An 11,127-nucleotide genomic window follows, 5' to 3' on the forward strand; every position below is an offset into this window, starting at 1 on the left:
GTGAGGAGAGCGGGAGCGAGGAGCGGGGCGAGGGTCATGCGCCGGTCACCCGCGGACCGCGCGGGACGTGCGGCTGCTCCTCGATGAACTGGGCGCCGAGGATCTCGCGCACCACCGCCTCGCCGTAGCGCTGGCGGCCGTCGGCCGTGGCCGAGCGGGTGGTGCGGGTCACCGGGCGGGGCGCCGGCTCGGGCCGCTCGCGGGCACGGACGGGCGCGGGAGCGACGGGCGCCGGGGGCGCGGACGGCTCGCCGGGGGGCGCGACGGTCGCCCAGGAGTCGGGCATCGGCGGCTCGACCGGCGGCATGTCCTCCTCGGGCGGCTCCTCGTCGAACGGCGGCTCGTCGTCCGAGGGGCCGGCCGACGCGGCGGCCGGGCGGACCGGGGGCTCCTCCGCGGGGACGACCGGGGCGGAGCGCGGCGACGGGGCGAGGACCGGCACGTCGGTCGGCTCGGGAGCGACGACCGTCTCGACCGCGGGCTCGGCGGCGACCTCGGCGGGGGCCGGGTCGGCCGGGATGGCGACCGTCGCCCACTCGTCGGGGTCGCTGGGGGCGGTCGATGCCGCGGGCTGCTGCGCGGCGGACTGCTCGGCGGCGGGCGTCGGGGTCGCCTCGACGGCGGCGCGCTCGGCCTCGGGCGCGGTCGCGCGGGGCTCGACACGGGCGATGTACTTGACCCGGAGGCCGAGGACCTGCTGGATCGCCTGGCGCAGGTGCTCGCTGACGCCGGGCTGGCCGGCGCTGCCGGCCATCTTGAACGAGTCGACGTCGTTCTGGCTCGGGAAGGAGAGCGTGAGGACGTCGTCCTTCAGCGCCCGCACCTGTGCGGTGTAGGCGACGAGCCAGGCCGTCATCCGGGCCTTCTGCACGACCTCGAGGATCTCGGGCCAGCTGTCCTTCATCCGCTGCAGGGTGACGCCGCCGGGCTCGTCCGCCGCGGAGGGGTGGGGCGCCGGAGCGGGCGCGGCCGGGCTCGGAGTCGCGGCGTCGGCCTGCCTCGAGTCGGCGGGAGTCGAGTCGGCGGGAGTCGAGTCGGCCGGGGTCGAGTCGGCGGCGGCACCCGGGACGGCGTCGGGCGCGGATGACCGCGAGGCCGCGCCGGAGCCTGCATCGGCGGACGCCGCGGAGACGACCGGGGCCTCGACGCGTGGGGCCGCCGCGATCGACTCCGGCACCGACTCCGGCGTCGCGGCGTGCGAGGGGAGGTGCGGCTCGGGCATGCGCGACTCGGGTGCGCGGGTCTCGGGTGCGCGGGAGGAAGCGGCACGGGACTCGGGCGCGCGCGACTCCGGGGCACGCGGGTCGGCGGACGGCCGCATCGGCGCCGGGGCGGCCTGCGACGGCGCCGGCACCACGACGGACGCCGGGGCGGCCGCCGCGCCGGAGCCGTGCACCAGCGTGCGCGCGATCATCAGCTCGAGGTGCAGCCGCGGCGAGGTCGCGCCCGTCATCTCGGTGAGCGCGTCGTTCACGATGTCGGCGATGCGGGAGAGCTCGCCGAGGCCGAGCGCGCGCGACTGGCCGGCCATCCGGTCGAGCTCGTCCTGGGACACGCCGCGCAGGACCGCGGAGGCCGCGCCTCCGGTAGCGGCGACGACGATGAGGTCGCGGAGCTTCTCGAGCAGGTCCTCGACGAAGCGGCGCGGGTCCTGACCGGTCTGGATGACCCGGTCGACGGCGCCGAACGCCTCGGCGGAGTCGTGCTCGGCGAGCGCGTCGACGACCTCGTCGAGCAGCGCGCCGTGGGTGTAGCCGAGCAGGGCGACCGCGCGCTCGTACTCGACCGTCTCGTCCTCGGAGCCGGCCATCAGCTGGTCGAGGAGGGAGAGGGTGTCGCGGACCGAGCCGCCGCCGGCCCGCACGACCAGCGGGAGCACGCCCGCGGCGACACTCACCTTCTCGCGCTCGCAGAGCTCCTGCGTGTAGTCGAGCATCTGCGCGGGCGGGACGAGCCGGAACGGGTAGTGGTGCGTGCGCGAGCGGATCGTGCCGATGACCTTGTCGGGCTCGGTCGTCGCGAAGATGAACTTCACGTGCTCCGGCGGCTCCTCGACGATCTTGAGCAGCGCGTTGAAGCCCTGCGGCGTCACCATGTGCGCCTCGTCGAGGATGAAGATCTTGAAGCGGTCGCGGGCCGGGGCGAAGATCGCCCGCTCGCGCAGGTCGCGCGCGTCGTCGACACCGTTGTGACTCGCGGCGTCGATCTCGACCACGTCGAGCGAGCCCTGGCCGTCGCGGCTGAGCTCGACGCAGCTGTCGCAGACGCCGCACGGAGTGTCCGTCGGGCCCTGGGCGCAGTTGAGGCAGCGGGCGAGGATGCGCGCCGAGGTGGTCTTGCCGCAGCCGCGCGGACCGCTGAAGAGGTACGCGTGATTGACGCGATTGGTGCGTAGCGCCGTCATGAGCGGATCGGTCACCTGGGACTGGCCGATCATCTCGGCGAACGTCTCCGGCCGGTACCGGCGATACAGGGCTGCTACCACCCGACAAGAGTAGCCGCGACCTCCGACACCGGACGCGGGTCGCCGGAGCCGCCGCCTCCCGTAGCCTCGAGGCCGTGACCGGCCGCCCCAGCACTCCCCCGTTCGACGCCGTCGTCCTCGCCGGCGGACGCGGCGAGCGCCTCGGCGGCGCGGCCAAGCCGCTGCTCGAGCACGACGGCTCGACGCTTCTCGCGCACGCGCTGACCGCTGTCGCCGGCGCCCGGCGCGTCGTGGTCGCGGGACCGCCGGAGCTCCGCGGCGGGATAGGAGCGGCGCTCCTCGTCCAGGAGCGGCCTGCGTTCGGCGGACCGGTCGCCGGTCTCGCGGCGGCGCTGCCCCTGCTCGCGCGGGACGACGCGGCCGACTGGATCGCCGTGCTCGCGGCCGACCTGGTCGATCCGGCCCCCGCGCTCGACCGACTGCTGGCGGACGCCGCCTCCGCCGATCCCGCGACCGACGCCCTGCTCGCCGTCGACGGGGACGGACGCGCGCAGCTCCTCCTCGGTCTGCACCGCCGAGCCGCACTGACCGCCGCCGTGACTGGGCTCCCCGCGGTCGACGGCGCCTCCGTCCGCGCGCTCCTGGCGGGGCTGGCCGTGCGGCTCGTCGAGGTGCCGGCCGGATCGACCGCGGACGTCGACGACCGCGCCGACGCCCGCCGCCACGGCATCGCCGTGCCGGGCGCGGAGAGCGCGCCGGGCGCAGGATCCGAACCGGGCGCAGACTGAACGCGTGACCCACGACACGAACGCGACCCCTTCCTCCGCCCCGGACGCCCGCGAGGACACCGCCGCACTGCTCGCCGCCTGGTGGGACGAGCTGAGCGCCGCCCTCGGCCTCGCCGATGTTCCGGTCGAGCGCGACGCCCTGCTCTCCCTGGCCGGCGACGCGGCGCACGGCGTGGTGCGGCCGGCCGCTCCGCTGACAACGTTCCTCGCCGGCTACGCCGCGGGACTGCAGGGCGGCGACCGAGAGGCGCTCGACGCGGCGGTGCAGACGTCGCTCGAGGCGATCCGCATGCGTACGCACGAATCCTGAGACGCTACTCCCTCCACCCCGATCCGGCACCAGGCTTCGGGCGTACGTTTCGCTCGAGCCCCGACGCCGCGGACCTTCTCCGGACGACTGCGGCGCGGCTCCCGCGGGCGCTCACGCACCGCGGTCGCATCCCGTGAAGGAGAACCGCATGTCAGGCAACAGAGCAGTCGCCTACAAGAGCCCCGGCGTCGTCGAGGTCATCGACATCGACTACCCGACCTTCGAGCTGAAGGACGGGCCGGGCGTGAACCCGGCGAACATCGGCAGGAAGCTGCCGCACGGCGCGATCCTCCGCACCGTCTCGACCAACATCTGCGGCTCGGACCAGCACATGGTCCGCGGGCGCACCACCGCTCCCGCCGATCTGGTCCTCGGGCACGAGATCACGGGCGAGGTCGTCGAGGTGGGGCCGGACGTCGAGTTCGTCAAGGTCGGCGACATCGTCTCGGTGCCGTTCAACATCGCCTGCGGCCGCTGCCGCAACTGCAAGGAGCGCAAGACCGGCATCTGCCTGAACGTGAACCCGGACCGCCCGGGCAGCGCCTACGGCTACGTCGACATGGGCGGCTGGGTCGGCGGCCAGGCCGAGTACGTGATGGTCCCCTACGCGGACTGGAACCTGCTCGTCTTCCCCGACCGCGACCAGGCGCTGGAGAAGATCCTCGACCTCACGATGCTCTCGGACATCTTCCCGACCGGCTTCCACGGCGCGGTCACCGCGGGCGTCGGCGTCGGCTCGACGGTCTACGTCGCCGGGGCGGGCCCGGTCGGACTCGCCGCGGCCGTCGGTGCGCAGCTGCTCGGCGCGGCCGTCGTGATCGTCGCGGACCTCAACGAGGAGCGGCTCGCGCAGGCGCGCTCGTTCGGCTGCGAGACCGTCGACGTCTCCAAGGGCGACCCGGCCGGGCAGATCGAGCAGATCCTCGGCGTGCCGGAGGTCGACTGCGGCGTGGACGCCGTGGGCTTCGAGGCGCACGGCAACGGGGCCGACTCCGGCACCGAGGCGCCGGCCACCGTGCTGAACTCGCTGATGTCGATCACCGCGGCGGGCGGCGCGCTCGGCATCCCGGGGCTCTACGTCACCGGTGACCCGGGCGGCGTGGACGAGGCCGCGCAGGAGGGCTCGCTCTCGATCCGCCTCGGGCTGGGCTGGGCGAAGTCGCTGTCCTTCACGACCGGCCAGTGCCCGGTGATGAAGTACAACCGCTCGCTGATGATGGCGATCCTGCACGACAAGGTGCAGATCGCGAAGGCGGTGCAAGCCACGGCCATCTCGCTGGACGAGGCGCCGCAGGGCTACGCCGACTTCGACAAGGGCGCCGCGAAGAAGTTCGTGCTGAACCCGAACGGGTACCTCGGCTGAGCCCGTGACCGCGACGGCGCCGGGTCCGCGGATCCGGTGCCGTCGCCGGCCCACCGCGGGCGCGACCAGAATGGACGGATGAGCGACATCGACTGGGACGGCGCTCGCGCGCGGATCGCCGCGGCGACCGCTCCCGGGCCGCTCGCGACGGTCCCGCTGCTCGAGGCGGAGGGCTGCGTCACGGCGGGCTCCGTGCTCGCACCGCGACCGCTCCCCCATTACGACTCCTCGGCGATGGACGGCTGGGCCGTCCGCGGGGCGTCGCCCTGGCGCCTCGGACCGGGCAGCGCCGAGCCGATCGTCACCGGCGGGGTCGTGCCGGAGTGGTGCGAGAGCGTCCTTCCGAGCGAGCGCGGCCGGGTGATCGGGGACGTGCTCTCCTCGGAGCACCCGGTGCCGCTCGGACGGCACATCCGCAGCGCGGGCGACGAGGCCCCGGCCGGAACCGCGCTCGTCGACTCCGGCGTGCGGCTGCGGCCGGCGCACCTGGCGCTGCTCGCGATCGCGGGCTTCGACGAGCTCGTCGTGCGGCGGCCGGTGACGGTCGATCTGCTCTTCACCGGGGACGAGGTCGACACCGCGGGGATGCCGGGGGCTGGCCGCGTCCGGGACGCGTTCACGCCGCTGCTGCCGCCGCTCGTCGCGCGCGGCGGGGGTGCGGTGGGATCGGTGCGGCGGCTCGGCGACGACGATGAGGCGATCGCCGCAGCGCTGCTCGCGAGCACGGCTCCGCTGCAGATCACGACGGGCGGGACCGGGCGGTCGCGGGTGGACGCGGTGCGGCGGGCGCTCCGGATCGCGGAAGCGACCCTCGTCGTCGACGGGGTCGCGATGCGGCCGGGGCATCCGACGGTGATCGCGTCGCTGCCCGGGGGCGCGGTGGTGCTGGCGCTGCCCGGGAACCCGCTCGCGGCCTTCCTCGCGGCGCTGTCGTTCCTGCCGCCGGCGCTCGATGCGGCGAGCGGGGCCGCCGCGCCGGTGCTGCGTCAGGGCGTGCTGGGCGAGCCGCTGGGGCGCGACGGGTCGACCGTGCTCGTGCCGGTCGTCGAGGCGGACGGCGTCTGGCGGGCGGTGCACGGGATCCGCTCGCACATGCTCTCGGGGCTGACGGTGGCGGAGGCTGTCGCCGTCGTTCCGGCGGGCGGTGCCGGGGCCGGCGAGAGGGTGCGGCTGCTGCGGCTGCCGTGGTGAGCGCGGGCGGACTCCGACGACCCGAGGGCTGACGGGGGTGGGTCTCGATACACCGCTCCGCGGCTACTCGACCAGCAAGTTCCGCAGCGGCCGTAGCGAGTGGCCCGCCTTCATGCTGATCGAGTAGCCCGCGCAGCGGGCGTATCGAGATCCACCAACGTTAGGAAGGGCGGGTCTCGATACGCCGCTGCGCGGCTACTCGACCAGCATGCAGCGCAGCCGCTCGCGCAGCATGAGCGGCCGGCCACTCAGGCGGCCGGCTCCAGGCGGACGACGACGGACTTCGAGGTGGGGGTGCCGCTGACGGCCGCGGTGGAGTCGAGCGGGACGAGCACGTTCGTCTCGGGGTAGTAGGCCGCGATGCAGCCGCGCGGAGTGTCGTACGCGACGACGCGGAAGGACGGGGCCCGGCGCTCGAGGCCGTCCTCCCACTCCGAGACCAGATCGACCATCGCGCCGTCGGCGAGGCCCTGCTCGGCGATGTCGTCGGCGTGCACGAAGACGACGCGACGGCCGCCGTGGATGCCGCGGTAGCGGTCGTCCTTGCCGTAGATCGTGGTGTTGAACTGGTCGTGCGAGCGCAGCGTCTGCAGCAGCAGGCGCCCCTCCGGGACCTTCGGGTACTGCAGCGGGTTCGCGGTGAAGCGGGCGAGGCCGGTCGCGGTGGCGAAGCGGCGCTCGTCGCGCGGCGGGTTGGGCAGCACGAAGCCGCCCGGCTCGTTCACGCGGCGCTCGAAGTCCTCGAAGCCGGGGACGACGGCGGCGATGTGCCGGCGGATCAGGCGGTAGTCCTCGCGCAGCGCCGCCCAGTCGACGACCGGCGTGTTCGGGCGATCGGCGAGCAGGCGCTCCGCGATGCCGGTGAGGATGGCGACCTCGGACTGCAGGACCGGACTCGGCGGCGCGAGCCGCCCGCGGGAGGCGTGCACGGCGCTCATCGAGTCCTCGACGGTGACCCGCTGCTCCCCCGTGGCGCGCTTGTCGGAGTCGGTGCGGCCGAGGGTCGGCAGGATCAGCGCGCGGCGGCCGGTGACGACGTGCGAGCGGTTGAGCTTGGTCGAGACGTGCACCGTGAGGGCGAGCGAGCGCATCGCGGCCTCGGTCACGGCGGTGTCCGGGGTCGCCCGGGCGAAGTTGCCGCCGAGGCCCATGAAGACGCGGGCCTTCCCGTCGCGCATCGCCCGGATCGCGGCGACCGTGTCGGTGCCGTGCTCGCGCGGCGAGGTGAAGGAGAACTCGCGGTCGAGCGCGTCGTGGAAGGAGTCGGGCATCCGCTCGAAGATCCCCATCGTGCGGTCGCCCTGCACGTTCGAGTGGCCGCGCACCGGGCAGACGCCCGCGCCCGGCTTGCCGATGTTGCCGGTCAGCAGCAGGACGTTCACGACGTCCTTGAGGGTCGCGACGGAGTGCGCGTGCTGCGTGAGGCCCATCGCCCAGCAGACGATGGTGCCCTCGCTCGCCGCGATCTGCTCGGCGATCTCGCGGATGCGGGCCTCGTCGATCCCGCTCGCCCGCTCGATCTCGGACCACTCGGTGCCGCGGATCTCGTCGAGGTAGCCCTCGAGGCCGTCGGTGCTCTCGGCGATGAAGGCGCGGTCGAAGACCCCGCCGCGCGCCTCCTCCGCGTCGAGGAGCGCCTTGCCGAAGCCCTGGAAGAGCGCCTGGTCGCCGCCCAGCCGCACCTGGAGGAAGTGGTCGGCGAGCGCCGTGCCGCCGCCGATCATGCCGCGCACGGTCTGCGGGTTCTCGAAGCGCAGCAGGCCCGCCTCGGGCAGCGGGTTGATCGCGACGATCGTGCCGCCCGCGCGCTTCGCCCGCTCGAGCGCGGTGAGCATCCGCGGGTGGTTGGTGCCCGGGTTCTGGCCGGCGACGATCAGCAGCGGCGCCCGCTCGACGTCGCGGAGGCTGACCGAGCCCTTGCCGATGCCGATCGTCTCGGTCAGCGCGGACCCGCTGGACTCGTGGCACATGTTCGAGCAGTCCGGCAGATTGTTGGTGCCGAAGCCGCGCACCAGCAGCTGGTAGACGAACGCGGCCTCGTTGGAGGTGCGGCCCGAGGTGTAGAAGATCGCCTGGTCGGGATCGGCGCAGGCGCGCAGCTCGTCCGCGACGACGTCGAGCGCCTCGTCCCAGCCGACCGGGCGGTAGTGCGTCGCGCCCTCGTCCAGGAGCATCGGCTCCGTGAGGCGGCCCTGCTGGCCGAGCTGGTAGTCGTCCCAGCCCTCGAGCTCGGTCATCGAGTGCGCGGCGAAGAAGTCGGCCGTGACGGTGCGCAGCGTCGCCTCCTCGGCGACCGCCTTCGCGCCGTTCTCGCAGAACTCCGCGACGTGCCGCTTGTCGGCCTCGGGCCACGCGCAGCCGGGGCAGTCGAAGCCGGTCTTCTGGTTCACCCGGAGGAGCGTCTCGGCGCTGCGCAGCGGACCCATCTGCTTGAGCGAGATCTGCAGCGCGTGCGCGACGCCGGGGATGCCGACGGCCCGCCTCTTCGGGGCGCCGACCGTGACGGCGCTCTCGTCGATCGGGTTCTCGCGGGCTTCGGCGTCATCGACCATTCCTGCATGCTACGTCGGGGAGCGGGTGGGAGGATGAGCGCCGGCCGTCCGGGCTCTCAGGTCGCGGGCGGTGCGCCAGCCGCGTCGAGGAGGACCCCATGAGCCGTGCCGTCGCCCGGACCCGCCTGATCGCCGTCCGCGCCGGGGAGCCGACCCGCCGCCGCGAGGACGTGCTGGCCGTCGAGGAGCCGCTCGAGATCCGCGTGGGTGGGCGGCGCTTCAGCGTCACCATGCGCACGCCCGGGGAGGACTTCGACCTGGTCGCCGGCTTCCTGGTGTCGGAGGGGGTGCTCACCTCGACGGAGCAGCTCGCGGCGATGCGCTACTGCGCGAGCGGTGCGGGGCCGAGCGAGAACACCTACAACGTGATCGACGCGACGGTGCGCGGGGGCCGCGCGGAGATCCTGCTCGACCGCGAGCGCTCGGTGTACACGTCGAGCTCGTGCGGGGTGTGCGGGCTGGCGTCGCTCGAGGCGGTCGCGACGGAGTCGGCGTGGAGCGTGGCGGAGGATCCGCTGCGGGTGTCGACCGAGCTGCTCGTGTCACTGCCGGACCGGCTGCGGGAGGCGCAGGCCGTGTTCGAGCGGACCGGCGGCCTGCACGCGGCCGGCCTCTTCGACGCCGACGGCTCGCTGCTGGCCCTGCGGGAGGACGTGGGGCGGCACAACGCGGTCGACAAGGTCGTCGGCTGGGGCCTGCGCGAGGGACGGCTGCCGTTGCGCGGCACGCTGCTGCAGGTGTCGGGCCGCGCCTCGTTCGAACTCGTCCAGAAGGCCGTGATGGCGGGCATCCCCCTCCTCGCGGCGGTCGGCGCCCCGTCCTCGCTCGCCGTCGACCTCGCCCGCGACGCGGGTCTCACCCTCATCGGCTTCAGCCGCGGCGCCGGCTTCAACGTCTACGCGGGCGACGCCCGCCTCGCCGACTGACGCGGGGTCTCGATACGCCGCGTCCCGCGGCTCCTCGACCAGCATGCAGGGGCAGCGACCGCGGAAGGCAGCAGCTCGCGCGCAGCGCGGCCCCACCGCTGCTCGCAGGCCCACCAGCGAAGTCCCCGGAAGCAGCTCGCGCGTCAGCGCGGCCCTTCCACTGCTCGCACGTTCACCGTCGCCGGAAGCAGCTCGCGCGATAGCGCTGCCCCACCGTTGCTCACGCGACCACCGAGGACGTCGGCCGCACCGGGCTTGCACGGGCAGGGCAGAGGGCCGCGACCCGGAATCGCGTGCCAGCGATTCAGGGCAGCCCGACGCGACCCGCTCCACAGAACGCTCCCACCTGTGCAAGCCGACCGCGAATCGTCTAGCAGCGAAGCTGCTAGACGACCGACAAGGACTGCCGAGCGATCTCCAGCTCCTCGTTGGTGGGGATGACGAGGACGGCGACGCGGGAGTCGTCGGTGGAGATGCGGCGGGGGCTGCGGTCGCGGGCGGTGTTGCGCTCGGGGTCGAGCTCGATGCCGAGGCCCTCGAGGCCGCGGAGGGCGCCGGCGCGGACGGCGGGGACGTTCTCGCCGACTCCGGCGGTGAAGACGATGGCGTCGACCCGGCCCAGCTGGGCGTAGTAGGCGCCGACGTAGTGGCGGAGGCGGTGGTAGTAGACCTCGAGTGCGGCGATGGCGGTCTCGTCGCCGGCTTCGGCCGCGTCCTGCACGTCGCGCATGTCGCCGCGGCCGGAGAGGCCGAGGAGTCCGCTGCGGCGGTTGAGCACGGTGTCGAGCTCGTCGGTGGAGAGGCCGGCCTTGCGGGCGAGGTGGAAGACGACGGCGGGGTCGAGGTCGCCGGAGCGGGTGCCCATCACGAGGCCCTCGAGCGGGGTCATGCCCATCGAGGTCTCGACGGAGGCGCCGCCGTCGATCGCGCAGGCGGAGGCGCCGTTGCCGAGGTGCAGGACGATCGTCTTGAGGTCGGAGCGGCGGCGGCCGAGGAACGCGGCGGCCGCCTCGGAGACGAACTTGTGCGAGGTGCCGTGGAAGCCGTAGCGGCGGATGCGGTGCTTGTCGGCGAGCTCGGCGGGGATCGCGTAGGTGGAGGCCGCCGCGGGGATGGTGTGGTGGAACGCGGTGTCGAAGACGGCGACGTGCGGGACGTCCGGGAACGCCTTCTGCGCGGCCTCGATGCCCTCGAGGTTGGCGGGGTTGTGCAGCGGGGCGAGGTCGCTGAGGTCCTCGATGTTGATCTTCACGAGGTCGGTGACGACGGTCGGCTCGTAGAAGCGCTTGCCGCCGTGCACGACGCGGTGGCCGACGGCGATCGGCGGGAACTCGTCGAGGCTCGGGCCGTGCTCGGCGAAGGCGCGGATCATCGCGTCGAAGCCGGCCGTGTGGTCCGGGATCGGCGTCTCGAACTCGACCGTGTCGCCGTCGTGGCTGTGCTTGGTGCGGCCGGTCTCCTCGCCGATCCGCTCGACGAGGCCGCTGGCGAGCGTCTCCTCCGTCGTCATCTCGATGAGCTGGTACTTGAAGGACGACGAGCCGCTGTTGACGACGAGGACGACGGACACGG

Annotated in this window: 8 protein-coding genes; 5 read left to right on the forward strand and 3 right to left on the reverse strand. The window is 74.0% G+C overall.

Annotated features, from left to right (window positions below):
- Positions 1-34 precede the first annotated feature (34 nt).
- On the reverse strand, positions 35-2,485 hold the full coding sequence (locus EDF22_RS12365; protein WP_123705215.1) for a DNA polymerase III subunit gamma and tau: 2,451 nt from the start codon (positions 2,483-2,485) through the stop codon (positions 35-37).
- 74 nt (positions 2,486-2,559) lie between these two features.
- On the opposite strand from EDF22_RS12365, the gene EDF22_RS12370 reads away from it, so the two are divergent.
- The 4 genes from EDF22_RS12370 to EDF22_RS12385 all read left to right on the forward strand — a co-directional run bounded on the left by EDF22_RS12370 (position 2,560) and on the right by EDF22_RS12385 (position 6,077).
- Complete coding sequence (locus EDF22_RS12370) at positions 2,560-3,213, forward strand: molybdenum cofactor guanylyltransferase (protein ID WP_123705216.1); 654 nt, start codon at positions 2,560-2,562, stop codon at positions 3,211-3,213.
- A gap of 4 nt (positions 3,214-3,217) precedes the next feature.
- Positions 3,218-3,523, forward strand: coding sequence for a DUF6457 domain-containing protein (locus EDF22_RS20840; protein ID WP_185038894.1), 306 nt, complete (start codon positions 3,218-3,220; stop codon positions 3,521-3,523).
- A 148-nt stretch (positions 3,524-3,671) separates the two neighbouring features.
- Positions 3,672-4,886 (forward strand): formaldehyde dehydrogenase, glutathione-independent, encoded by a 1,215-nt coding sequence (gene fdhA / locus EDF22_RS12380; RefSeq protein ID WP_123705217.1) that lies wholly within the window; start codon positions 3,672-3,674, stop codon positions 4,884-4,886.
- A 78-nt stretch (positions 4,887-4,964) separates the two neighbouring features.
- Complete coding sequence (locus EDF22_RS12385) at positions 4,965-6,077, forward strand: molybdopterin molybdotransferase MoeA (RefSeq protein WP_123705218.1); 1,113 nt, start codon at positions 4,965-4,967, stop codon at positions 6,075-6,077.
- Positions 6,078-6,325: 248 nt separating this feature from the next.
- On the opposite strand, the gene EDF22_RS12390 is transcribed toward EDF22_RS12385, so the two are convergent.
- Complete coding sequence (locus EDF22_RS12390; protein WP_123705219.1) at positions 6,326-8,629, reverse strand: FdhF/YdeP family oxidoreductase; 2,304 nt, start codon at positions 8,627-8,629, stop codon at positions 6,326-6,328.
- A gap of 98 nt (positions 8,630-8,727) precedes the next feature.
- On the opposite strand from EDF22_RS12390, the gene fdhD reads away from it, so the two are divergent.
- Positions 8,728-9,555, forward strand: coding sequence for a formate dehydrogenase accessory sulfurtransferase FdhD (fdhD, locus tag EDF22_RS12395; RefSeq protein ID WP_123705220.1), 828 nt, complete (start codon positions 8,728-8,730; stop codon positions 9,553-9,555).
- A gap of 385 nt (positions 9,556-9,940) precedes the next feature.
- On the opposite strand, the gene EDF22_RS12400 is transcribed toward fdhD, so the two are convergent.
- On the reverse strand, positions 9,941-11,125 hold the full coding sequence (locus EDF22_RS12400) for an acetate/propionate family kinase (RefSeq protein WP_123705221.1): 1,185 nt from the start codon (positions 11,123-11,125) through the stop codon (positions 9,941-9,943).
- Positions 11,126-11,127: the final 2 nt, after the last annotated feature.

The organism is Rathayibacter sp. PhB127, from assembly GCF_003751665.1.
GTDB lineage: Bacteria > Actinomycetota > Actinomycetes > Actinomycetales > Microbacteriaceae > Rathayibacter > Rathayibacter festucae.

Coding starts and splice junctions, on each gene's coding strand:
- fdhA (WP_123705217.1), top strand. CDS start 3,672: ATGTCAGGCAACAGAGCAGTCGCCTACAAGAGCCCCGGCGTCGTCGAG.
- EDF22_RS12385 (WP_123705218.1), top strand. CDS start 4,965: ATGAGCGACATCGACTGGGACGGCGCTCGCGCGCGGATCGCCGCGGCG.
- EDF22_RS12390 (WP_123705219.1), bottom strand. CDS start 8,629: ATGGTCGATGACGCCGAAGCCCGCGAGAACCCGATCGACGAGAGCGCC.
- fdhD (WP_123705220.1), top strand. CDS start 8,728: ATGAGCCGTGCCGTCGCCCGGACCCGCCTGATCGCCGTCCGCGCCGGG.